Genomic DNA, 22,821 nt, shown 5'->3' on the forward strand with positions numbered 1-22,821 from the left:
TGGATGGCCAACACGCCTGCATGAGCGGCCAACACGCTTCGCCGGGCGTGTTGGCCGCTCACGTAGGCGAGTTTGCTGCCTGCGTAGGCGAGTTGGCCGTCGGCGACGGTTACGCGGGGGTGGGGGCCTTGCCGGTGTCGCCGAGCAGCGGGGGCGGGGTCGGGGTGTTCAGCACCCCGTCGTCCAGCAGGCCCTCGCCGCGGGCCACCCAGGTCGGGATCGCGATCTGCCCGGTGACGTTGGTGGCGGTGCGGATCATGTCCAGGATCGGGTCGATGCCGTAGATCACCGCGATTCCGGTGGCGATCACCTCCGGCGGCAGGCCCAGCGTGCTCAGGGTCAGGGTGAGCATGGTGAACCAGCCGGTGACCCCGGCGGTGGCGATCGCGCCGAACACCGCGACCAGCACGATCAGCAGGTAGTCGCCGAAACCGAGGCCGATGCCGAACAGGTTCGCGATGAAGATCGTCGCGATCGCCGGGTAGACCGCGGCGCAGCCGTCCATCTTGGTCGTGGTGGCCAGCGGCACGGCGAAGCTCGCGTACCCGGGGTCCACGCCGAGGTTCACCGCGGTCTGCCTGCTCAGCGGCAGGGTCGCCCCGGAGGAGCGGGAGACGAACGCGAACTGGATCGCCGTCCAGGCCTTGCGGAAGAACGCCACCGGGCTCACCCCGCCGACCAGCCGCAGCAGCAGCGGGTAGACCCCGAACAGCACCAGCGACGTTCCGATGTAGACGGCCGCGGTCAGCGACAGCAGCGGGCGGGCGAACTGCTCCCCGTAGGTGGCGAAGGCGTTCCCGATCAGGCCGAGCACGCCGATCGGGGCCAGCCGGATGATCCAGCCGAGGACCTTCTGCACGATGTCGAACACGGCCTGGTTCACCGCGACGAACGGTTCCGCGCGCTCGCCGAGGGCGTAGACGGCGGCGCCCACGGCCAGCGAGACCAGCACCACCTGCAGGATCTCCCCGTCGGCGAACGCCCCGAAGAGGTTGCTCGGCACCAGGTTGTTCAGCAGGTCCAGCCAGCTTCCCTGGTCCCGCTCGGCGAGCTTGTCCACGGTCTCCGGCGCGGGCCGCAGGGAGATCCCGCCGCCAGGGTTGATGATCCGGCCGACGGCGATGCCGATCAGCACGGCGATCAACGAGGTGGTGGCGAACCACAGCACGGTCTTGCCGCCCAGCCTGGCCGCCGTCCGTGCCCCGCCCAGCCCGCGCAGGCTGGTGATGCCCAGCACGATCGCGGTGAACACCAGCGGCAGGACGGTGACCTGGAGCATGTTGGCGAAGATCGTGCCGATCGTGTCCAGCACGGTGACCAGCCAGTCCTGCCCGGTCCGCCGGGCGAGGAAGCCGAGCACCGCGCCGAGCACCAGGGCCGCGACCACCACCAGGCCGAAGACCTTGGGCTTGCGGTAGGTCCGAAGGAAAGACACGGTCAGCTCCGGGGGTTGTGGAAGGTTTTCGTCGTACGCCGAGGGTGGTCAACGCCTGGCGAGGGGAGACCCTTCCGGAGCGGGATCTTTCCCGGGATGTGGAACGACTCAGCCGGTGCGCTGCTGCCATAGGTCGACGACCGTGAGCCCGACCTCGGCGAGCAGCCGCCTGGTCAGCGGCAGGCTGATCCCGATCACGCTGGACGGGTCGCCGTCGATGCCCTCGACGAACCAGCCGCCCAGGCCGTCCAGGGTGAACCCGCCCGCGACCTGGAGTGGTTCGCCGGTGCCGAGGTAGGCCTCCAACTCCTCCCCGCTCGGCTCGGCGAAGCGCACGGTGGTGGACTCGCTGCCGGTGGCGGTGACCCGGCCGCCCGCGCCGTCCAGCCTGAGCACCGCGTGCCCGGTGACCAGCACGCCGGTGCCGCCCGCCATGCCCGCCCAGCGTTTCCGTGCCACCTCGGCCGTTCCTGGCTTGCCGACCAGCTCGCCGCCGAGGAACAGCATCGAGTCGCAGCCCACCACGACGGCGGCCGATCCGGCCACGGCCGCCGTGTCCACCACGGCCTCGGCCTTGGCAAGGGCGAGCGTGGTGGTGACGTTCTCCGGCGAGGTGTCGGCCAGGGCGGCGGTGATCGCGTCCTCGTCGACCCCGGACACGACCACGCTCGGTTCGATACCGGCGGCGCGCAGCACGGCGAGGCGGGCCGGGGACGCGGAGGCGAGCACGAAACGCACGCCGGGCAGCATACGAACTACGACGCCGCCGCGGTGCGCGGGTCGGTGGTCATTCCGGCCTGGTCCTGCGGACGGTGGTGACGGTCAGCAACACCAGGACGACGATCACCAGCCCAGCGACGGCGCCCGCGGCGACGAACAGCGGCACCGACGGCCACGCGGGTTCCGCCGGGATCGTGCCGGGCTGCACGGTGGTCACCACGACCCGGTCGCCCTGTGCACCGGCGCCGAAGTCGTCGCGCACCGCCTCGGCATAGCTGCCGGCGACCGCGTCGGCCAGCCGCGCGGCGCGCGCCGGTTCGGGGTCGGTCACCGTGATGCGCAGCAGCAGTGTCGAGTCCGGGGCCACCGCGGTGACCTTCTCCCGCAAGGCCCGCACGCCACCCGGGTAGGAGACGCGCTCCGCGACCGGATCGAGCACCGTGGCCGTCGTGGTCAGCGCGGCGAACGTCGGCATCCGCTGCAGCAGGTCCTGGCTCGCGCCGCCGGCCTCCGCCGGGGTCTCCCGGTCGAAGAGCAGGTTCACCTCGGATTCGTAGCTGGGGGTGAGCAGGATCGCACCCGCGAAGCCGGCCACGCCGCCGAGCAGCGTGACGAGCACCACGACAATCCAGCGCCGGCCGATCAACCTGATGACATCGGCGAACTCCACGTCATTCCTCCTGCCCCGGCGCTGTAACCTGTTGAGCTGTTGCCAGTCTATTGACGGATGCCGAACGTGAACGAATGGTAGGCCACATGCGACAGTCCGGCCCCGCGGCGGACTTCGGTATCGAGCCAGCCGCGCGCGTCGTGCCACAAATGATTGTCCTGGTGTGGCTGCCGGTGTGTTTCTTCTTCGGCCTTGTCAATCGCGAGTTCCTGCCCGCGAAGTACTTTCTCGACGACCACCATCTGCAGGCGGTGATGCCGACAGCGGTACCCGATTCGTCGGATTCGTTCATCGTGATGGCGTGGATCTACCGCAGCCTCGGCGCGATGGGGCATCCGACCGCCGTGCAGGCGGTCACCATGCTGCTGTTCTTCGTTCTGCTCTTCGCCTGCGCCGGGTGGTCGGCGTTGAGCAGCTTCACGGTCTTCGAGATCGCCGTATTCGGTTTCTGCGCGGTGGCGTGCGCGGTCTACCTCGCCCAGTACTCCAAGGAAAGCCTGGTGTTGCTGCTCGTGCTCGGGCTGGTGCTGATGCCGCGCACGGTGCTCGCCGAGCTTGCTTTCGTGGCCGCCGCCTGCCTCTACGCGGCTTCGCTGCGGCAGTACTGGTTCCTGGTCGCCGGGCTGTACGTGGTGTTGCGGGTGGTACTGCGGCGCGGGCGCAGGCCGGGATGGGTACCGGTGGTCCTGCTGCTCGCCCTGCTGGCATTCGCCTTCGGGGTCGAGTTGCTGCTGGGTAAGGACCTGAACGCGTTCCGGGAAAGCGTGGCCCAGTTCCGGGTCAACTCGCCGAACGCCCAGTCCGCGATCCAGGACTACCTGCCGGCCGATACCCCGGTGCTCGCCGCGGCCAACGCGGCACTGACCGCGGTGCTGCTGGTCGTTCCGGTTCCGTTGCTGCTGGACTTCTCGGTCGTCTATCTCGGCTTCTCCGTGGTGATCGCCGCGCTCTGGCTTGGCACCGTCGGAAGTGGACTGTGGCGCGGCATGCGACGCGGCTGGCTCGTCAAGGATGTGCGGATGTCCAGGGCGATCGCACTGCTGCTGGCGATGCTCACGGTGCAGGCGGTGTTCGAGCCGGACTACGGTTCCTACATCAAGCACCTGACCCCCTTGCTGCCGTTGTTCCTGCTGCTGTTCGTGCGGCGGCGGGCACAGCGGGACGCCGAAGCCTCCGCCATCCCGGTCAGCGGATGAGGTTGTCGCGGACGAGATTCTCCTGCCCTTCCCCGGTGGCGTTGACGATCTTGTCCGGTCCGCTGGTACGCACGACGTTTCCGGTGACGACGCCCTGGCTGGTTCCCCAGCAGTCGATGCCACGAACGCAGTCCTGAATGGAGTTACCGGTCAGCAGGGTGCCGGACCCGTTCGCGCGGGTGATGCCGGTGACCGCGCCCCGCACGGTGTTGCCGCAGATCGACATCCCGTCGCTGCCGTCCTCAGCGCAGTGGATGCCCACGCTGTCCCCGGACGCGCCGGGCGCCGGCTCGAACAGGTTGTTCCTGATCTCCGCGTCCTCCGCGCCGAAGCCCCAGAAGCCGCGCTCGGTGAATCCGCGGACGGTGTTGCCGAGCACCCGCAGCCGGCTCGTGCGCACGTCCGAGACGATGCCGTGGCGCACCGCCGCGCCGGGGTCGGCGGCGAAGTTGTTGCCGTCCACCCGGACATCGGTCGGCGCCGGCGGATCGGCGTCCTCGCTCGCGGTGGCGGCGAAATAGGCGTACAGCCGCGATCCGCCCGCCGCGCGTACCACGTTGGCGGTGAACAGACAGTTGTCCACCCCGCCGAAGCAGTACAGCGCGCAGCGACGCGGCGAGTAGCCCGCCCCCTGGTCGTCCGCACCGGTGCGGGTCCACACCACGGAGTTCCCGGTGACCGTGCAGTCGGTCGAGGTGATCAGCGCGATACCCCACCAGGTGGGATCGGCCACTGCGTTGCCGGTGATCGTGACCGCCCGCATCTCCTCGCACACGATCCCGCGCCGGAACCGGCCGGTCACCACGTTGGCCGAGACGGTCACCAGCGCGTCGGCATGCGGCGGGTGGGTGCGGTTGCGCCCCGCGGACAGCGCCTCGCAGTGGATGCCGATCCGCGCGTCGGTGCCCTCCAGCGCGTTGATCACGTTCCCGATGACACTGGCCCGCGCGCCCCACACCGCGATGCCGTCGCCGCGGTCCTCCCCGGACATCGAGCGCGACGCGGCACCGGCCCCGGAACCGAGCACGTCCTTGATCCGGTTGTGGCTGATCACGATGCCCGTGAACTCGCCGCCGGTGCTCTGCACGGCGACCCCGTACTGGAACAGCTCGAGGTGGCAGTGGCTGACGGTGACATCGTTCGCGGCGACCGTGATCCCGTGGTTCGACTCGCCCGAGTCCGCGTGCAACCGGTGGGGGTTCACCAGCCGCAGCCCCTCCGCGCGGCAGCCATCGGCGGCCAGCAGCAGCGCGGGCTTGTGCTCGACCCCCGCGACGAAAGACAGCGTGCCACCGCCGGTGAGAGTGAGCCTGCGGGTGACCCGCAGACCGTCGTGCAGCGCGAAGGTCCGGCCGCCGGGAAACACCACGGTGACCCCCTCGGCGGCCGCGTCGAGTACCCGCTGCACGGCGGCGGTGTCGTCGGTCACCCCGTCCCCGACCGCGCCGAACTCGGCCACGTTCAGTGCCGTGTCCCCCGCGCCATGACTCGGCCCCGGTGGGGGACCGGCGCTCGCGTGCTGGCCCATCAGCCCTCCGGTCAGTGCCGCCGTTCCCGCCTTCAACGCGTCCCGCCGGTCCACCCGCTCACCTCCGCCGTCACCTCGGCCAGCAGGTCGAACGTCGCCCGCAGGTCGAACTCCTTGGCGTGCACGCGCGCGGCGTCCCCCTCCGCCCGCGCCCTCGGCAGGTCGTCGAGCCGGTCGGCGACCGCGGTCGCCAGCGCCGCGGCGTCCCCGGCCCGAACCCGTTCCCCGCAACGGTCGTCCAGCAACTCGGCCAGCCCGGGCACGTCGTTGCCGACCACGCAGCGACCGCTGGCGAACGCCTCCAGCGCGGTCAGCGAGAGTCCCTCCCAGCGCGACGGCAGCACGACGACGTCGGCTGCCGCGTACCAGGGCCGCACATCGGTGACCTCCGGCACGAACTCGACACCGGGCATCCGCCTGGCGCGCAGCTCCCCGGCGAGTTCGCCGTCGCCGAGCAGGACCAGCCGCGCGCCGGGGCAGCGCCGGCGCACCAGCGGCCAGGCCGCCAGCAGCACGTCCTGACCCTTCTGCCGGGTCAGCCTGCCGGGGCACAGGGCGGTGGGGCCGCCCGGCCGGCGCGGCGGCCGTCCCGCCGGTGCGAACTCGTCCAGGTCCACCCCGTTGCGCACCACGGTGAGCGGCATGCCGATACCGGCGGCCCTGCCCTGCACGGCCTCACCCTCGCCGACGCAGAGCAGCCGGTGCGTCCACCGGCAGGCCAGCCGTTCCCATCCGGTGGAGGCGTGGGCGAGGGTGCCGTTGGCGGCCAGCCAGGACCACCCGTGCGGCTGGAACAACGTGGGCAGGCGCCCGCGCACGGCGAGCCTGCCCGCCAGCCCGGCCTTCGCCGAGTGCAGGTGCACCGTGTCCGGGCGTGCCGTGGCGACGATCCCGGCCAGGCGGGCGGTTTCCGCCGCGGTCGCCCGCCCCGGTGCGCGCGCCGCCGACCAGGGCAGCCGCGGCACGGCTCGCGCCTCCAGCGCATCCGCCAGCATGCCGCCTTCGGGGCAGGCGACCAGGACGTCCCAGCCCCGTCGCCGCTGGTCGGCGGCCGCGGCCGCGACGTAGCGCGCCACCCCGCCGGTGGTCGGCTGCGCCACGTGCAGCACCCGCGGGCTCACCGGGAACCGGCCAGTTCCGCGTACAGCGCGTCGAGCGCCGCCGCCGTCCCGGCGACGTCGTAGTGCCGGGCGGCTTCCGGCACGACCCGGCCGGGGGCGCGCGGCAACGCGCCGAGCTCCGCGGTGAACGCCTCCGGGGTGCAGTCCGCCCGCCGGGCCAGCGGCGCCGCGGAGCTGGGGAGGTCGTCCAGCGCCGGGCAGCTCGCGTACACCACCGGCAGACCTGCCGCGAGCGCCTCGACGACGGCCAGCCCGAAGGTTTCCTCCGTGGAGGGCGACAGCAGCACGTCCACGGCGGACAGCAGGCCGGGCACGTCGGCGACCTCGCCGGTGAACACGACCCTGCCGCGTACCCCGATCCGGTCCGCGAGCTCGGCCAGTTCCGTCCGGAGTGGACCGTCCCCGGCCACGACGAGCACGGCGCGCGGCAGCGCGGCGAGCGCGCGGATCGCCACGTCCACGCGTTTGGTCTCGGCGAGCCTGCCGATCGTGCCCAGTACGAAGGACTCGGGTGCCAGGCCGAGCCGCGCCCGCACCCGATCCCGCGCCTGCGCGTCGAAGGCGAAGGTGGGCAGGTCGACGCCGTTCGGGATGACCCTGATCCGGGCCGGTGCCACGCCCCACTCGGCGAGCCGGGCCGCGACGTGGTCGGAAACCGCCACGGTGACCCGGCCGAGCCGCTCGGCGGCCAGGTACAGCCCGCGTACCCCCGGGCGGTCCTGTGCCCTGCCCTCGATCGTGGTCGCCGCGAGCGAATGCTCGGTGGCCACGACGGTGCGCGTCCCGGCAAGTCGCGCGGCGAGTCGCCCGTACAGCATCGCCCGGTAGAGATGCGTGTGCACCACGTCGTACCGGCCGCGCCGGATCAGCCCGGCGAGCCGGGGCAGGGCCGCAAGGTCCCGGTTACCCCGCATGCCGAGGTCGGTCACCCCGATCCCGTCGGCACGCAGTGCCTCGGCCACCACCCCGGCGTTGGTCAGCGTGACGACCTCGGACTCGGTCGCGCTGTGCCGCAGGATATGCCGAAGCTGGGTCTCCGCCCCGCCCGCGGCCAGCCCGGTGATCACGTGCAGCACCCTCATGCCGCTTTCCGTTCCCGCAGCGCGTGCCGGGCCCGCTTGGCGTGCAGCCGGGGACCGGTGTCGCGTTCCCCGACGAACATGCGGGGCAGGGCGAACTCGTCGGGCCGGGCGGGATGCCCGACCGCGCAGGCGTAGTGGTAGCCGGCCGCCGCCACCGCCCGGCGCGTGCCCTCGTCGAGAAGGCCGTAGGGGTAGGCGAAGCCGTGCACCGGCTCGCCGGTCAGCTCGGCCACCGCGGCGCGACTGCCCGCGACCTCCTCGGCCAGTTCGGTGCCGCCCAGGTCCGGCATCGGGCGGTGCCGCAGGCCGTGCGAGGCGACCTCCATCCCGGTCGCGGCCACCTCCCGGACCTGCTCGGCCGTCAGCAGCGGCTTGCGCGGCCCCGCGGTGTCCCACTCGTTGCTGCCGCCGAGCCGCCCCGCCAGCACGAAGACCGTCGCGGTGCAGCCGTACGCACGCAGGATGGGCACGGCGACCTCGGCGAAGTCGGCGTAGCCGTCGTCGAAGGTCAGCCCGACCGCGCCCCGCGGGTCCTCGCCGAGCTCGCGCATGGACACCCCGCGCAGGCCCTGCCCGCGCAGCCAGGCGAGCTGCGCGGCGAACCGGGACGGGCGGACGGTCACCTGGTACGGGTCCTCGTCGTACTCGCAGACCGAGTGGTACATCCAGATCATCGGGTAGCGCCCGGACGGTGTCCGGAAGTTCATCGTTCTCCCTTGCTTGCCGGGTTTACCGTGCGGAACCGCCACCCCGCGGCGGCGATGGCGGCGAACAGCGCCGTCGAGCACAACCCGCCTGCCAGCACGGCGGGCAGTGGCCGCCAGTCGGCGAGCAGGTCGTGCAGCCACCAGCCCGTGGCCGCGGTCGCTACCGTGGGGACCAGCAGCAGTGCGATCCGCGCGTACAGGCCCGCGCCCGGTGCCGACGGCAGCCTGCCGCGCGCCGAGCAGGCCAGCAGCAGGCCGGTGAGGGTGATGCCGGCGGCGTTGGCCAGCGCGATCCCGGCCGCGTCCCAGACCGGAGCGAGCCACACCGCGAGTACCCCGGTGCCGAGCAGCCCCACCGCCATCGCGGCGGAGGGGATCCAGCTCGGCCGGTGCCGGGTGAAGTAGCTGCGGCACAGCAGGTCGACCATGGCCTGCCCGAGCAGGCCGAGTACGTACACGCGCATGATCCGGGCGGTGGCCACGGTGTCCTCCGGCCCGAACTCGCCGCGCTGGAACAGCAACTCGATCACGGTGGGCGCGAAGGCCATCAGGTACGCCGTGGCCAGCAGGGCGATGGCGCCGATCACCAGCAGGTCGGTCTCCATCCTGCGGCGGGCCTCGTCCCGCTTGCCCGCCGCGACGCTGCGGGCCAGGATCGGGAACGTCACGGCGGCGGCCATCGCGGACAGCGTGAGCGGTACCTGCGCCACCTTCTGCGCGTAGTTCAGGTGCGAGATCGTGCCCGGTTCGAGTGGCGCCGCCACGAAGCGCTCCACGAGCACCTGCGCCTGCCGCAGCAGGGTGTAGAGCCCCACCGGGACGAAGGCGCCGAGTGTGACCAGCCCGCTGCGCCGCCAGGACAGCGGTGGCAGCCCGATATGCCGCAGGTACGGGCCGAGCTGCACCAGCACCATCAACGCGGCGCCGATGGAGACCCCGGCCGCGGCACCGCGGACACCGTAGCTGGAGTACCCGACCCCGATGCTGCCGATGATGCCCACGTTGTAGCTCAGGTAGATCGCCGCGGGCGGCCCGAAGAACCCGTGCGAGCGCAGTGCGGAGGACAGGTAGCCCGCGATGCCGATCAGCGGCACGGTGGCCGCGACCAGCCGGGTGCAGTCCACCGCGACCTCGACGTTGGCCAGTCCCGGTGCGAGCAGGCCCACCACCGCAGGCGCGAACACCGCGACCAGCGCACCGAGCACGATCAGCACGGCCACGATCCGGGCGAAGGTCGCCGAGACCACCTCGTCGACCGCGGGATGGTGTTTCGGCCGGGCGCCCGCCGCGGCGAGGGCCCTGCCGAACGCGGGCACCATCACCAGCGCCATCGCGCCCTCGACGAGCAGCGGGGACACCGTCTCCGGCACGGTCCAGGCGACCAGGAAGGCGTCGGTGTCGCCACTGGCACCGAACAGCCCGGCGAGCATGAGGTCGCGGACCAGCCCGAGCACCGAGCCGAGCGCGACCACCCCCGCGGACAGCGCACCCGCGCGCATCAGCAACCGGTTCGTGGCCCGCCCCCGGTCGGTGGTGGCGGGCGGGGTGTTCACCTCGGCCACAGCAACTGCCGGGCGGTACGCAGCACGATCTTGATGTCCAGCCACAGCGACCAGGACTCGGCGTAGAGGTTGTCGAACTTCGCCCTGCGCTCGATCGAGGTGTCGCCACGCAGGCCATGCGTCACGGCGTAGCCGGTGAGCCCGACCGGCACCCGGTGCCGGTGCTGGTAGCCGGGCACCGTCGCGGTGAACTGCTCGACGAAGTGCGGCCGTTCCGGGCGCGGCCCGACGACACTCATATCACCCTTCACGATGTTCCACAGCTGCGGCAGCTCGTCCAGGCTGGTCCTGCGGATGAACCGGCCGACCGGGCCGAGCCGGGAGTCGTTGTCGATGTTCCACCGGATGTCGCCCTCGTCGCCGGCGGGTTTGAGGGAGCGGAACTTGTACAGCGTGAACGGGATGCCGTTCATCCCGATCCGCCGCTGCCGGAAGATCACGCCGGGGCCGGTGTCCAGCCGTACCGCGAGGGCGAGCGCGGCCAGCAACGGGCTCAGCACCAGGAGCGCGAGCGCGGCCAGCGCGGTGTCCAGTACCCGCTTGACCATCCGGGTGCCGCCGCGGAAGGCGGCGCGCCGCATGCGGACCAGGGTGACGCCGTCCACGAGCTGGGCCCGGTCGATGCCGTCGTACATCTCGAACAGCCGGGGCAGCACGAACACCTCGCATTGCAACCTGCCGAGGTTGCGCAGGGGCTCGACCAGCGCGTCCGAACCACGCCTGCCGAACGCGACGATCAGCAGGTCGATGTCGTGGGCGCGGATGAGCTCCGCGAGCCGGTCCAGCCCGCCGAGCAGGGGAGGTGTCGCGTCCTCGACCGGATCGGGGCCGTCGTCGACGAAACCGATCATCCGCGCCCCGTGGGCGGGGTCGGCGCGCAGCGCCCCGCCGAGGTGCAGCCCTTCCTCCGCGCACCCGATCACCAGCGTGTTCGCCAAGCCGACACCCCGGCGGCGCAGCCGCCCGAGGACACCATAGGCAAGTATGCGAGCCAGGATCGTGCAGGCCAGCACGGTGATCGCGGTGAGCAGCGCGCCCTTGGCCCATTCGGGGCGATCGGCAAGCAGGGGGACGCTCAGTGCGAGCAGCGCGACGGCGAGGACCCTGCTGACGATCCCCGGCAGGTCGTCAAGGACCGACGGCGTCGACCGCCAGTGGTACCCGCCGAGGCCGGCGGGCGTGGTCACCGCCACCAGCGCCGCCACCACCCCGGCCACCTGCCAGCCCGCGATCGGCGCGGCCGGTATCACCGCGACGGCGGCACCGAGCAGGTCGCACAGGCCGATGACGGCGGACTGGCCGAGCCTGCGCCGTGCCCCCGCGGGACGCTCCGTGGCGCGGCCGCGCACCTCGGACGGTTCGGCCACGGGGCCGGCTGCTTCGCCTGCGTTCTCCGCTCCGCCTGTGTTATCTGATTCGTCTGATCGGTCCGCTCTGTCGGATCTGTCGGTGGATGCGGTCTTGTCCCGGTACAGGGCTTGGGACACCGGACTCCTCCGCTGGTGTTGAGTGCGAACATGAAGATTGCACGTGTGGGTGACTTGCCAGGGGCTGCGATATGACAGTTCCGCGTCGGTCTGGTTTCACACGTAGGAGTTACCTAGGGTGTGCGAACTGTAGCGTGATCGACATCGGACGATCGCTCACCGTGCGGATTCTAGCCTCCTGTTTCCGGAATTCTGGAAGCTGGATCGCCCAGTAGGGTTAGATATCTTACTGTGGCGGTGTCTTCGATGGGAATCTGTGAGTAACGACACAGACCAAAGAAAACACTCGTCCGGGTGAGAATTTGGCGGATTGATAACGGCCGGTATTACCCGTCGATAAAACTCGGCCACATGTGAGGAGTACGGACCCGGATGGACGCGACGTGGTGAGCGAGTCGCCGGTACGAAAGTTGGCCGGACGGCGGGAGGCAGCAGGCCGGGACGGCCGTCTCGATCGGCTGCGGGTGGTGGCGGCGGTCGTGGTGGTCGGCGGTCACGCTGGCTCGTTCGTGGTCAATCATGTTCCGGTGTGGTCCGGGGCGTGGTGGCCCGGTTCCGCGGCGGTGATGACCCCACGCTGGTCGGTCCCGGTCTTCGTGCTGATCAGTGGCGCGCTGCTGTTGCGCGGCACCGGCGCGGGTGCACCGGAACCGCTGGAGGCCGAGCGGATCGGCGCCGTGGTGTCCAGGCGGTTGGCCAGGATCGGTTGGCCGTTGCTGTTCTGGAGCGTGCTGTACCTCGGCCTGCAGCTCTGGTCCGGTTCCGGTGACCGGCGCATCACCTCCGGAGGGGCGGGCGGCGTGCTCGACGCGATCCTGCTCGGGCAGCCGATGTACCACCTCTACTACCTGTTCATCGCGGCCGGTTTGTACCTGGTCGCGCCTTTCCTTCAGGTTCTGGTGCGTGGCTTGGCGGCGAGCGGCCTCCGCGTGCTGGCCGTGGGGTGTCTCGCCCTGGCCTCGCTGTCGTCCCTTGTGGACTGGCGCGTGGGCGGTGGCGGCGCCAACGCACTCACGCTGTTCGTCCCGTTCATCGGCTATTTCCTGCTCGGCCATTTTCTGGCCAACATTCGGCCGGTGCGGCACCGTGGGCGCTGGCTCGCCGTGGGGATGCTGGCCGCGTTGGGCTGCTGGGGCGGGTACCTGCTGGCTGTGCTGTCCTCCTCGGCGGCCGCGACGGAGTACGCCGAGTCGTTCCTGCATCCGGTGGCCGTCCTCGCCGCGGTCGCCCTGTTCGCGGGCGTGACCGGCGGTCCGGGCGCCGGGGCCGGTGGCGGCGCACTGGCGCAGCGGTTGTCCGGTCTGACCCTCGGGGTGTACCTCGCGCACCCGATGTTCGTCGCGGCGATCGGTCTGGTGCTGCCGCACACCGAGAGCCTCGCCGGTGGGGTGCTCTCGCTTGCGGTGCTGTGGGCAGGGGCGTTGTTCGGATCGACCGCGCTGGTCCTGCTCGCCGAGCGTGTTCCGGTGCTGCGCAAGGTGGTGTGACAGCGAAGCCGCCGCCCTCCGCGCGGGGAGAGCGGCGGCCGTGGGTGCTGGGTCGGGCGGCTCAGGCGGCGACGACGACCTCCCGGCCGGTCGGGGCCTGGCGGTCCGCACCGTGCCCGATCTCGGCCTGCGGATCGAGGGTGACGTGCTCGCCGCAGGCCACGTGCGCCAGGCTCAGCCGGATGTGCCCGCCGATCAGCGTCTCCAGCAGCGGGTCGGCGCGGAAGTCCAGCGCCTGGACGTTGAACGCGCCGTTGTCGTCCCACCATTGCTTGTTCAGGGTGAGGCTGGCGACGCCGGGAATGCTGATCCGGAAGTTCGGTTCGGTGGAGACCGGAAGGCGGTACTCCTTCCCGAGGACAGTGAGCTTGATGTCGCTGCCGGCGATCGAGCTCTCGCCCGCGATTCCCTCGTCATCGGCGACGCATTTCGCGGAGAACGCGTCCACGGTGAGGCTGAAGATGTCCGGGGTGGGCAGTTCGGGCAGGATGTGGAAGAGATCGACACCGACCTTGGCGGCCGAGGTCTTGGACCAGGACAGCTTGGTCTCGTGGTCGTGATCGGACTCCGACTCGAATGCTCCCACGATCACGAGGTCGTGGTGGGTGTTTCCGGCTGCGGAGCTGTGCGTGGGGCCGTTCGGCCAGTGCGTCGAGGCCAGCGGGCCGAGGTTGATGTCGTGGAAGGAGGCGAAACCGGCGTACGCGCCCGTCTCGTAGTTCGGGCAGTCGTCGGCAACCGCCGAACCGGCCGAGACGGCCAGCAGCGCGGTCACCGCGACGGCGACCGTAGCCGAGCGGGAAAATCTGGACACGAGTGACATCCATGCACCTCTCGAGGGCGAGTGGGTTCGGTACTCTTCGGGCGAATTCGAAAATGTTCGCCCGAGCCCCGGAGAACCGGGTGTGAGAATGCCAGCACACGTCGTGTTCGGATACAACTGTGAGCAGTATTATATTGAACTTTCGGGACGGCAGACATTTCGGGCGACGGTTCGGCGGCATATTCGTGTGTATGCAGCGGGTATCATCCGGTCGTTCATTCCGAGTTAACCGGCGAAATGTCGGATTTGCCGCACCGGGCGCACCGGCTACTCGGCCGGTGCGCCTTGCCGAGGCTAGCTCGCCCAGGTGAGGTGGTTCGGCGGAACCGCCGCTCCGCCCCGCCCCCACTCGGGATCAGCGCAGGGTGCTGAGGAAGGCGTGCCAAGCGGGGGGTGGGGAACCAGAGGGTGCCGGTGTCGGGGACTTGAAGTCGCGCACTCCGGTGCGGTGTTCCCGCCAGCCGACCTCGACGCAGTCGCCGCCGTTGGCGGTGCTGTGGGAGGAACTGCGCCAGCTCAGGGGGTTGTTGCCCCTTGTTCCGCCACCTTCTCGATGAGCTCGATCGACTGCCGGGTGCACAGGGCATCGGCTCGGAACAGCTCGAACATCTGCCGCAGGCTTGCCTCATCCTCCGGCTGCTTGACCGCGGTACCGCGGAGCTGGTTGTCCACGTACGCGACGTCCCTGCCGCCGTCGAAGCTGGCGATGACGAACGGGCCGAGGAAGTCGGCGCAGTGCGACCAGCATGGGCGGTTCGCCTCCAGCCAAGACCCGCTGGCGTTCCAGGCGGACCTGGACCAGGTCCTCGTTCTTCAGCACGGCGCGGGCGCAGTCCGGGGTCCGCAGCGGGCCCGGCAGCACCGTGGTCTCGAAGGAGAGCAGGGTGATGGCGCGGGACTCGACCTCGATCCAGCGGCCCGGCCACTCGTACGCCACCTCGCGGGACACCAGCTCGGTCAGCAGGCGGGACAGATAGCCGTTGCTGCCAAGGATCTCCTCGATCCGGGCCGGGTCCTCGGCCTTCGGGGACCGGCGGCCGGTCTCCCACGTGGCGACCAGCGAGTGCGAGACATACGCGTGCTCGGCCAGCGCCACCTGGCTCAGCCCGCGGGCATCACGGGCGAGCGCCAGCTCCCGCCCCGGAACCGCAGCGCGTTGTCGCTTTTCGTGGCCATTCGGCCACCCTACGTCGCTGGGTCAGCGAGGGAAGGCGGAGGCACGCCATGCGCCCGGGCCGGGATGCGGCAGGCGGTGCATGCTCGCGGCGGGGTCGGCCCAGCGGGACCGGCGTTCCTTCCGCTCCGAACCCGGGGAACCTTCGGAAGAGGTCGCCGCGGCCAGTACGGCGGTGAGCGCGGCGAGCTCGACGTCGTCGGGATTGCCGCGCACCACCCGCAGCATCGGGGCGCCCTCGGACTCACTCATGTCTCGGCTCCTTCTCGCTGCGCTCCTCGGCCCGCCGGCCGGACCTGCGATGCTCGCGAGGCGTCGCCCCGGGAACTCATACACACCTCACAGGGGGATGTTGCCGTGTTTCTTCGGCGGCGCCGTCTCGCGCTTGTCCCGCAGCAGGCGCAGCGCGCGGGCCACGTAGCCGCGGGTGTGCGCGGGCGGGATCACCGTGTCCACGTAGCCGCGCTCGGCCGCCACGTAGGGGTTGCACAGGGCGTCCTCGTACTCCTGGATCAACCGCTCGCGCAGCGCCTCGACGTCCTCGCCCTCCTCGGCCGCGCCGGCCAGCGTCTTGCGGTGCACGATGTTGGCCGCGCCCTGCGCGCCCATCACCGCGATCTGCGCGGTCGGCCAGGCCACGTTGAAGTCGGCGCCGAGGTGCTTGGAGCCCATCACGTCGTAGGCGCCGCCGTAGGCCTTCCTGGTGATCACGGTGACCAGCGGGACGGTCGCCTCGGCGTAGGCGTAGATCAGCTTCGCGCCGCGCCGGATGATGCCGTTCCACTCCTGGTCGGTGCCGGGCAGGAAACCGGGCACGTCCACGAAGGTCAGCACCGGCACGTTGAACGCGTCGCAGGTGCGCACGAACCGGGCGGCCTTCTCGGCGGCGTCGATGTCCAGGCAGCCCGCGAACTGGGTGGGCTGGTTGGCCACGACGCCGACGCTCTGCCCGTCCACCCGGCCGAAGCCGACCAGCACGTTCGGCGCGAACAGTTCGTGCACCTCGAGGAACTCGCCCTCGTCCACCACCCTGGTGATCACGTCGTGCATGTCGTAGGGCTGGTTGGGCGAGTCCGGGATCAGGGTGTCCAGCTCGCGGTCGGCGTCGGTCACCCCGTCGGCCACCGACTCCCCGGAGGGTTCGGGCGCGGTGAACACCGGCGGCTCGGTGAGGTTGTTCGGGGGCAGGAAGGACAGCAGTTCCCTGACGTAGGAGATGGCGTCCTCCTCGTCCGAGCCGAGGTAGTGCGCGTTGCCGGACTTGCTGTTGTGCGTGCGGCCGCCGCCGAGGTCCTCGAAGGTGACCTCCTCGCCGGTCACCGTCTTGATCACGTCCGGGCCGGTGATGAACATGTGCGAGGTCTGGTCGACCATCACCACGAAGTCGGTCAGTGCGGGGGAGTACACGTGCCCGCCCGCGTTCGCGCCCATGATCAGCGAGATCTGCGGGACCACCCCGGATGCCTGGGTGTTGCGCCGGAAGATCTCGCCGTACAGCCCGAGTGAGACCACGCCCTCCTGGATGCGCGCGCCGCCGCCCTCGTTGATCCCGACGATCGGCCGCCCGGTCTTGATCGCCAGGTCCATCACCTTGACGATCTTCTCGCCGTACACCTCGCCCAGCGAGCCGCCGAACACGGTCACGTCCTGGCTGAACACGCACACCGGGCGACCGTCCACGGTGCCGTAGCCGGTGACCACGCCGTCGCCGTAGGGCCGGTTGGCCTCCTGGCCGAAGTTGGTCGAGCGGTGCCGGGCCAGTTCGTCCAGCTCGACGAAGGAGCCGGGGTCGAGCAGGAGGTCGATCCGTTCCCGAGCGGTCTGCTTGCCCTTCGCGTGCTGCCGCTCGACGGCCCTGGTCGAGCCGGCGTGCACCGCCTCGGAGTACCGCAGGTACAGGTCGGCCAGCTTGCCCGCGGTGGTGTGAATGTCCGGTTCACCCTCCGGCGGTGGCCCGATCGGCTCCGTTGCACTGCTCATGGCTCGGCAGCTTAACTACCGTGGAGTTCGATTGTGGGCGTGGCGTCGGCCACGTCACCGTGGCAAAACATAGGGTGAAGCCGATGAACCAGCGCAAAGCTCCGATCGACGCGGCGCGCCTGCGTGCCGAGCTCGTCGCCCCCGCCGGTCCCTATGCCGCGCTCGACGTGGTGGCCAGCACCGGCTCGACCAACGCGGACCTGCTGGACGCGGTGACCGAGGACGCCGAGGACCGCACCGTGCTGCTCGCCGAGGAGCAGACCGCCGGTGCGGGCCGCCGGGGCCGGACCTGGCACTCGCCCGCGGGTGCCGGGATCTACTGCAGCGTGCTGCTGCGGCCTGCCGAGGTGTCCTTCGCCCGGCTCGGCTCGCTGGCCGTGGTCGCCGGGCTCGCCCTGATCGACCTGAGCACCGAGCTGGGCGTGGACGCGGTGCTGAAGTGGCCGAACGACATGCTGGCCGGTCCGGACCGGGAGAAGTGCGCGGGCATCCTTTCCGAGGCCGCCGCCTCGGACGAGCGCGCGGTGGTGCTCGGCATGGGGCTGAACGTCCTCGCCGCGCCGCAGCCGGTGCCGCCGGGGCCCGGCGGGCTCGCCGCGACCTCGCTGCGCGAGCAGGGCGCCGCCACCACGGATCGCACCGAGCTGGCCAGGCTGTTGCTGCTCGCGCTGGCCGAGCGGGAGCGGCGCTGGCGGCAGGCTGCGGGCGACCTGGTGCGGGCCGGACTGCTCGAGGACTACCGTGCCCGCTGCGTCACCCTCGGCCAGGAGGTCAAGATCGGCGCCCCGGACGGCTCCACGCTGCTGGGCATCGCGGTGGACGTGGACGCGGCCGGTCAGCTCGTGCTGGAGACCGGCGATGGTGAGCGCCGGACGATCTTCGCCGGGGACGTGGTTCACCTGCGCCAGGCCTGAGCCGGGGTGTGCCAGGCTGTGCGGTATGCGCGGCCGAGTCGGCCTACCGCCGGTACGGTTGTCGCGGTAGCGGTGCGAGCACGGGAGCGTTCCAGGTGGCTTATCCAGATGACCTGCTCAGCGAGGCGGAACAGGTAGTAGCGCACAAGCATCCGCACTTCAAGATGCTGCTCTTTCCGCTGTTCATACTGGTGGTGGTGCTCGGTGGGGGCGGCTGGCTGGCCCTGCTGGCCAGGGACCTCGAAGCCCCGTGGGACCTGGTGGCGCTGGTCGCCGTCGGCGCGGTCGCGCTGCTGCTCCTGGTCTGGCTGGTGCTGGCGCCGATCGTGCGCTGGCGGACGACGCATTTCATCGTCACCACGGACCGGGTGATCGCCAGGGAAGGTGTGGTGAAACGCACCGGCATCGACATCCCGATGGCCCGGATCAACAGCGTGCGGTTCGAGCACGGCCTTGTGGACCGCATCTTCGGCTGCGGCACGCTGATCATCGAGTCCGCCTCGGAGGAACCGCTGAAGTTCGACGACATCCCCGGCGTCGAGCTCGTGCACACGCAGATCTACCGCCAGGTCAACGACAATCCGTATGACGACTACGGCGCCCAGGAGTACCGGGGGCGGCAGGAGCTGAGCCCGCAGGACCCGTACGGCGAGGCGCCGGAACGGGGGCGCTGAGCGGGATGGGCGCACGGGAAGTCGGACTGCCCGAGCGGGCGCCCGCACCGGGCGGGACCTTGCCGGAGCGGGTGACGATCTGGGAGGTCGGCCCGCGGGACGGGCTGCAGAACGAGAGCGAGATCGTCCCGGTCGAGGTGAAGCTGGAGTTCCTTGACCGACTGGCCCGCGTGGGCCTTCCAGTGCTGGAGGCCACCAGTTTCGTGCATCCCAAGTGGGTGCCGCAGCTCGCCGACGCCGAGGAGTTGCTGGCCGGGCTGCACCGGCGGGACGGCGTGCGGTACCCGGTGCTGGTGCCCAACGAGCGCGGCCTGGACCGCGCGCTGGCCGCCGGGGTGGCCGAGATCGCGGTGTTCGCCAGTGCCACCGAGACCTTCGCCGAGCGCAACCTGAACTCGGGGCTGGACAGCCAGTTCGCCATGTTCGAGCCGGTGGTGTCCAGGGCCCGCGCCGAGGGGATCGCGGTGCGCGGCTACCTGTCCATGTGCTTCGGCGACCCGTGGGAGGGCGCGGTGCCCGCCGACCAGGTGGCGCGCGTGGGCAGGCGGCTGCTCGACCTCGGCTGCGCGCAGCTCTCGCTCGGCGACACCATCGGCGTCGCTACCCCCGGCCAGGTGACCGCGGTGCTGGCTGCCCTCGACGCGGCCGGGGTGGGCGTCGAGGCGCTCGCCGTGCACTTCCACGACACCTACGGCCAGGCGCTGGCCAACACCTACGCCGCGCTCCGGCACGGCGTGTCCACTGTGGATTCCTCGGCCGGCGGGCTGGGTGGCTGCCCCTACGCCGAGTCGGCCACCGGCAACCTGGCCACCGAGGACCTGGTGTGGATGCTGGACGGTCTCGGCATCGAACACGGCGCCGACCTGGACGCGCTGGTGGCGACCAGCACCTGGATGGCCGAACGCCTCGGCAGGCCCAGCCCGTCCAGGGTGGTGCGCGCGCTGGGCGGGTGAGCACGGCCGACCCGGTGGTCTTCGGTCAGCCGCTGCCGACGAGCGTCTTCATCGCCGCATCGGCGAACTGGCGCGCGGTGTCACACGTGACCGGTTGATCCTCGGAGTGGTTCTCGCTGACGTCCACCTTCAACGACCGGTCGTCGGCGACATCGGTATAGAGCGCGCACCCAGTATGCGGGCCGCTACGTTCGCGCTCACGTCCCACCTTGATCGTGGGAAACCCGCGTATTGGAGCGACCTCTTCGAACGTCGCGCCGTTGAAGGAGCCACTGGTCCACCGGTCGATCCCGTGATTCGTCACCTTGCTGATGGTGACGAGCTGATGGGTAAGGGGACGATACCGGCAAGCCGCACCTTCCTCGTCCAGCCCTCCGGGGCTGGATAGTGGTTCTGGTGCGGCCTTGACCTGGAGCTGCTGGAGAGCGTGTTCGGAGATGAGTTCGCACGGTTTCACGTCGTCCATCGACAGTTCGTTGGGTCGGTTGGACGCGTCACACGCGGTTACCAACCCGAGTCCTACCAGCGCAAAGCCGACGGTCCGGAGTGTACGACCGATCATCCGTAGTACCTCAGCTTCAGCTCGTCCATCTGCTTCTGGTAGTCCTCGAGCAGCCGGGTCGCGGCCTCGGAGGCCCGCGCGGCGAACTCGGTTTCACGCAACTCGCGCAGGGAGCCGGGCTCGATTCGCGCCGTGAACTCGTCCATACCTACCGCGTGCAACGTGACCCTGCCGTCGCTGGACTCGCCACGCGACTCCACCGCGCGGGACTCGTCCCGGAAGTCGAGGTCGTGCTGGTCCTCCGGATCGATGTTCAACGCCGTGTTGCTGATCGCCTCCTGGTACTGCCGTTGCCAGCCCGCGTGCAGCAGCCGGGCGAGGCTCGCCAGCGCCCGTTCCAGGGCGCGCTCGTCGATGAACTCGTACACGCTCTCCCCGAACGAAAGCGTGAACTCGGTGCGGTTGCGCAGTTCGGCCTCGATATCCGTGCCCGGAGCGTTCACCCGCACCCGGATACGGTCCAGTTGCCTGGCCAGCTCACCCACTGTGCTTGCTCCCCTACTCGGGTTCCCCGACGCCCTTGTCGCCGGTCAGCTCACTGCCTCGCATATCGGCGAGCTGTGGGCGCGGCGAGAAGAAGGGCGAGGGTTTCGTGAGTTTGTGCTGCTCGACCTCGCCCGCGTAGCCGGTCAGCGTCTTGGCGATCTGTCCCTGCTTGTCGCGGATCTGGCCGGTGAGCTTCTCGATCGCGGTCTTCATCGAGCCCACGATCTGCTCCGCCGATCCGCCGCCGCCTTTCGCCAGCACTTCCGCGCCCTTGGCCGCCGCGCCCGCCACGTTCGCTGCCGCGCCAACTCCGGCCACCACGGCCGAGGCGCCCCCGGTGAACGGTATGCCCGCGACCGATGCCACCGCGGTGGCCACCGCCAACGCGAACTCGAACCCGTTCTTGCCGCAGCCACCAAGATTCTCCAGGGCGTCGAGGGTCGCCCGTGCGATCTTGTCGATGTCCTCTCGGGCCGATTCCCATACCGCTTTGTCCGCCTCGACCGCGCCTTTCATGATGCCGAGGATGAGGAACTGGTTGCTTGCCACAACCGGGAACGGGGTGAGAAAGTTAGTCTTGAAATTGGACGCCGCCATGCCGGTCCAGTCACCCAATTCGTCGGCCGCGTCCACGATCGCGGTGAGGTCCCGGTTCCCACCGATCGCCTCCCCGTTGATCGGGTCGACGAGGTGGGCGCCCTGCGACAGTTCCTCCATCGCGGCGTGCAGACTTTCGATCGCGCCGTCGTACGAAGCCGGGTCGGGCATCCGGGTGAACGGTTCGAACAAGGGCTGGGCGCAGCCCTGGTATTTGCGTTTGATCTCTTCGTAGTCAACGAGTGCGTAACCTCGCGGAGATGCACCTGCCCGCTGGCGGTACTCGGCAAAAGCCGCGCCCTGCTCGATGTCCGCGGCTTGCTGCATCAGCTGCTCGTTGCTCATGGCGTCAACTCCGGCTTGGGCATGCCGTGGTCTTCGATCAGCTTGTTGAGCTTGTCGCCGGCGGCCCGGTCGTTCTCCGCGTACAGCGTCACCGCCTTGTGCAGGGCGGTCGCCGTCTCATCGAGGCTGGTCCTTGTCGACTCGAGTACGCCGCCGATCGCGCCGTGCAGCTGGTCGTACGCCTGGGCCACCGAACCGCTATCGCCATGGAACTCCGGTGGCACGGCGGACATACCACCCAGCGCCGTCTTCGCACTCTCGATCTTGCCGATCGCGTTGCCGTAGACCATGCCCGCCGTGGGCAAATGGTTCTTCGCGACCTGCTCCAACTGATACAGGTCGACGCCGAACCCCGCTCCGCTGTCCGCCATGCTCCCCCTTCGATTTGGTTACCCAAGGTGTTTGGTAGCACACTTTTCGAGATCATCGGGCATGTTCGGCTCGTGCGGGGCTACTACATTCGGGGCGACTACGTTCGGTTCCCTGGCAGCAGCGGAACCGGGAGGGGGTGAGGTGCGTCAGAGGGTCGCCGAGTGCTGTAGCCGCAGGCCGGGAGGGGCGCTGTGACGGATCATCGCGCGCAGGTGGAGGAGCTGCTTGCCGACTATCGGCGCAGCCGGGACCACCTGCTGACGGTCCAGCGTGAGCTGGCCGCGATCACCGAGTCGGTGAGCAGCCGGGACGGCCTGGTCACCGCGACGGTCGGGGCGCGCGGCACGCTGACCGGGCTCGAGCTCGCCGCGGAGGCCTACCGCAGGTACCGGCCCACCGAACTCGCGGAGGAGATCGTTCGGGTGACCCAGGCGGCCACCATCAAGGCACTGGCGGGAGCCGGCCAGGTGCTGAGCCCCGCGCTCCCGCGGGACACCGATCCGCAAGCCCTGCTGCTCGGCACGGCCGACCTCGGGGTACTCGCCCCGGACGTCCCGGTCGAGGCCGAGGAGGAGAGCTTCGAGAACAAGAGTTGGGTGGACAGGGCGTGATGAGCGGGGAACGCGGTTTCGCCGTCGATACCGAGCAGCTCGCCGCGAAGGCCGCCGAGCTCGGCGAGCTGGCCGAACGCGCGGCGGGGATCTCCGCCGACCTGGAGCGGGCCCTCGCCGCCACCGGGAGGGCGTGGGGCACCGACGCGGTCGGGCAGAGCTTCGCCGCGGCGCACGACACCCCGGCACGGGAGACCCTGGACAGGTTGCGGGCGCTGCCCGAGCAGCTCGGCGACATGCACCGGCGGCTGACCGATGCGGCGGCGGCCTACCGGGCGGGCGATGCCGAGGCCACGGACCGGGTGCGCGACGCGGGCACACCGGACTGAGGGGGC

Annotated in this window: 24 protein-coding genes and 1 pseudogene; 7 read left to right on the forward strand and 18 right to left on the reverse strand. The window is 70.6% G+C overall.

All coding sequences use genetic code 11. The annotated features are described in order from the left end of the window. Positions 1-109 precede the first annotated feature (109 nt). From FB471_RS22515 to FB471_RS22525, 3 genes are all read right to left on the reverse strand, one after another. Positions 110-1,435, reverse strand: a complete 1,326-nt coding sequence (locus FB471_RS22515) for a dicarboxylate/amino acid:cation symporter (RefSeq protein WP_142000384.1) — start codon at positions 1,433-1,435, stop codon at positions 110-112. Between the two features lie 108 nt (positions 1,436-1,543). Further along, the gene (locus FB471_RS22520; protein ID WP_142000385.1) at positions 1,544-2,173 is read right to left on the reverse strand and encodes a Maf family protein; all 630 of its coding nucleotides are present in this window, start codon (positions 2,171-2,173) and stop codon (positions 1,544-1,546) included. Between the two features lie 49 nt (positions 2,174-2,222). Continuing rightward, entirely contained in the window at positions 2,223-2,825 is a 603-nt protein-coding gene (locus FB471_RS22525; RefSeq protein WP_170220893.1) for a YveK family protein, read from the reverse strand. An 86-nt stretch (positions 2,826-2,911) separates the two neighbouring features. Between FB471_RS22525 and FB471_RS22530 the strand changes: the two genes are divergently transcribed. Next, positions 2,912-4,021 (forward strand): hypothetical protein, encoded by a 1,110-nt coding sequence (locus tag FB471_RS22530; RefSeq protein WP_170220894.1) that lies wholly within the window; start codon positions 2,912-2,914, stop codon positions 4,019-4,021. On the opposite strand, the gene FB471_RS22535 is transcribed toward FB471_RS22530, so the two are convergent. The 6 genes from FB471_RS22535 to FB471_RS22560 are packed head-to-tail and all read right to left on the reverse strand — an operon-like array spanning position 4,011 to position 11,388. Then, on the reverse strand, positions 4,011-5,603 hold the full coding sequence (locus FB471_RS22535; protein ID WP_142000388.1) for a glycosyl hydrolase family 28-related protein: 1,593 nt from the start codon (positions 5,601-5,603) through the stop codon (positions 4,011-4,013). The two genes, FB471_RS22530 and FB471_RS22535, sit on opposite strands and share 11 nt — an antisense overlap. Next, positions 5,582-6,649: a glycosyltransferase gene (locus tag FB471_RS22540; protein ID WP_211358100.1), complete on the reverse strand. Its 1,068-nt coding sequence runs from the start codon at positions 6,647-6,649 to the stop codon at positions 5,582-5,584. The genes FB471_RS22535 and FB471_RS22540 overlap by 22 nt, the downstream gene beginning before the upstream one ends. Before the next feature lie 17 nt (positions 6,650-6,666). Continuing rightward, positions 6,667-7,752, reverse strand: a complete 1,086-nt coding sequence (locus FB471_RS22545) for a glycosyltransferase (RefSeq protein WP_142000390.1) — start codon at positions 7,750-7,752, stop codon at positions 6,667-6,669. Continuing rightward, the gene (locus FB471_RS22550; protein ID WP_142000391.1) at positions 7,749-8,459 is read right to left on the reverse strand and encodes a polysaccharide deacetylase family protein; all 711 of its coding nucleotides are present in this window, start codon (positions 8,457-8,459) and stop codon (positions 7,749-7,751) included. Before FB471_RS22550 ends, FB471_RS22545 begins: the two co-directional genes overlap by 4 nt. Beyond that, positions 8,456-10,021, reverse strand: coding sequence for a murein biosynthesis integral membrane protein MurJ (murJ, locus tag FB471_RS22555; protein ID WP_142000392.1), 1,566 nt, complete (start codon positions 10,019-10,021; stop codon positions 8,456-8,458). Before murJ ends, FB471_RS22550 begins: the two co-directional genes overlap by 4 nt. Next, the gene (locus FB471_RS22560) at positions 10,009-11,388 is read right to left on the reverse strand and encodes a sugar transferase (RefSeq protein WP_170220895.1); all 1,380 of its coding nucleotides are present in this window, start codon (positions 11,386-11,388) and stop codon (positions 10,009-10,011) included. Before FB471_RS22560 ends, murJ begins: the two co-directional genes overlap by 13 nt. 506 nt (positions 11,389-11,894) lie before the next feature. On the opposite strand from FB471_RS22560, the gene FB471_RS22565 reads away from it, so the two are divergent. Beyond that, positions 11,895-12,995: an acyltransferase gene (locus tag FB471_RS22565; RefSeq protein WP_170220896.1), complete on the forward strand. Its 1,101-nt coding sequence runs from the start codon at positions 11,895-11,897 to the stop codon at positions 12,993-12,995. Positions 12,996-13,056: 61 nt separating this feature from the next. On the opposite strand, the gene FB471_RS22570 is transcribed toward FB471_RS22565, so the two are convergent. The 5 genes and pseudogenes from FB471_RS22570 to FB471_RS22590 form a co-directional block, all read right to left on the reverse strand. Then, complete coding sequence (locus tag FB471_RS22570; RefSeq protein ID WP_142000395.1) at positions 13,057-13,818, reverse strand: choice-of-anchor P family protein; 762 nt, start codon at positions 13,816-13,818, stop codon at positions 13,057-13,059. 355 nt (positions 13,819-14,173) lie between these two features. Further along, positions 14,174-14,398 carry a DUF397 domain-containing protein gene (locus FB471_RS22575; protein ID WP_142000396.1) on the reverse strand — a complete coding sequence of 75 codons (225 nt, stop codon included), beginning with the start codon at positions 14,396-14,398 and terminating at the stop codon, positions 14,174-14,176. Beyond that, positions 14,335-14,950: pseudogene (locus FB471_RS22580) on the reverse strand (helix-turn-helix domain-containing protein). The gene FB471_RS22575 and the pseudogene FB471_RS22580 overlap by 64 nt, the downstream one beginning before the upstream one ends. 66 nt (positions 14,951-15,016) lie before the next feature. Then, positions 15,017-15,244 carry an acyl-CoA carboxylase subunit epsilon gene (locus tag FB471_RS22585; protein WP_142000398.1) on the reverse strand — a complete coding sequence of 76 codons (228 nt, stop codon included), beginning with the start codon at positions 15,242-15,244 and terminating at the stop codon, positions 15,017-15,019. Positions 15,245-15,331: 87 nt separating this feature from the next. Further along, positions 15,332-16,972 (reverse strand): acyl-CoA carboxylase subunit beta, encoded by a 1,641-nt coding sequence (locus FB471_RS22590; RefSeq protein WP_142000399.1) that lies wholly within the window; start codon positions 16,970-16,972, stop codon positions 15,332-15,334. An 83-nt stretch (positions 16,973-17,055) separates the two neighbouring features. On the opposite strand from FB471_RS22590, the gene FB471_RS22595 reads away from it, so the two are divergent. From FB471_RS22595 to FB471_RS22605, 3 genes are all read left to right on the forward strand, one after another. Further along, on the forward strand, positions 17,056-17,886 hold the full coding sequence (locus FB471_RS22595) for a biotin--[acetyl-CoA-carboxylase] ligase (protein ID WP_142000400.1): 831 nt from the start codon (positions 17,056-17,058) through the stop codon (positions 17,884-17,886). Positions 17,887-17,981: 95 nt separating this feature from the next. Next, positions 17,982-18,560: a PH domain-containing protein gene (locus FB471_RS22600; RefSeq protein WP_142000401.1), complete on the forward strand. Its 579-nt coding sequence runs from the start codon at positions 17,982-17,984 to the stop codon at positions 18,558-18,560. A gap of 5 nt (positions 18,561-18,565) precedes the next feature. Next, positions 18,566-19,513, forward strand: coding sequence for a hydroxymethylglutaryl-CoA lyase (locus FB471_RS22605; RefSeq protein WP_142000402.1), 948 nt, complete (start codon positions 18,566-18,568; stop codon positions 19,511-19,513). A gap of 25 nt (positions 19,514-19,538) precedes the next feature. On the opposite strand, the gene FB471_RS22610 is transcribed toward FB471_RS22605, so the two are convergent. Genes FB471_RS22610 through FB471_RS22625 form a run of 4 tightly spaced genes read right to left on the reverse strand, consistent with a single transcriptional unit; the run spans position 19,539 to position 21,874 of the window. Next, on the reverse strand, positions 19,539-20,075 hold the full coding sequence (locus tag FB471_RS22610; RefSeq protein WP_142000403.1) for a DUF3558 family protein: 537 nt from the start codon (positions 20,073-20,075) through the stop codon (positions 19,539-19,541). Next, positions 20,072-20,560, reverse strand: coding sequence for a hypothetical protein (locus tag FB471_RS22615; RefSeq protein ID WP_142000404.1), 489 nt, complete (start codon positions 20,558-20,560; stop codon positions 20,072-20,074). Before FB471_RS22615 ends, FB471_RS22610 begins: the two co-directional genes overlap by 4 nt. Before the next feature lie 13 nt (positions 20,561-20,573). Further along, complete coding sequence (locus FB471_RS22620; protein WP_142000405.1) at positions 20,574-21,503, reverse strand: hypothetical protein; 930 nt, start codon at positions 21,501-21,503, stop codon at positions 20,574-20,576. Next, complete coding sequence (locus FB471_RS22625; RefSeq protein WP_142000406.1) at positions 21,500-21,874, reverse strand: WXG100 family type VII secretion target; 375 nt, start codon at positions 21,872-21,874, stop codon at positions 21,500-21,502. The genes FB471_RS22620 and FB471_RS22625 overlap by 4 nt, the downstream gene beginning before the upstream one ends. 192 nt (positions 21,875-22,066) lie before the next feature. Here FB471_RS22625 and FB471_RS22630 point away from each other — a divergent pair, with 192 nt between their 5' ends. Both FB471_RS22630 and FB471_RS22635 read left to right on the forward strand, forming a co-directional pair. Continuing rightward, a complete protein-coding gene (locus FB471_RS22630) occupies positions 22,067-22,486 on the forward strand; it encodes a YbaB/EbfC family nucleoid-associated protein (protein WP_142000407.1) in 420 nt (139 codons plus the stop codon). Then, the gene (locus FB471_RS22635) at positions 22,486-22,815 is read left to right on the forward strand and encodes a PE domain-containing protein (RefSeq protein WP_142000408.1); all 330 of its coding nucleotides are present in this window, start codon (positions 22,486-22,488) and stop codon (positions 22,813-22,815) included. Before FB471_RS22630 ends, FB471_RS22635 begins: the two co-directional genes overlap by 1 nt. Positions 22,816-22,821 lie beyond the last annotated feature (6 nt).

Origin of the sequence: Amycolatopsis cihanbeyliensis, from assembly GCF_006715045.1 — a bacterium.
GTDB classification, from domain to species: Bacteria; Actinomycetota; Actinomycetes; order Mycobacteriales; family Pseudonocardiaceae; genus Amycolatopsis; species Amycolatopsis cihanbeyliensis.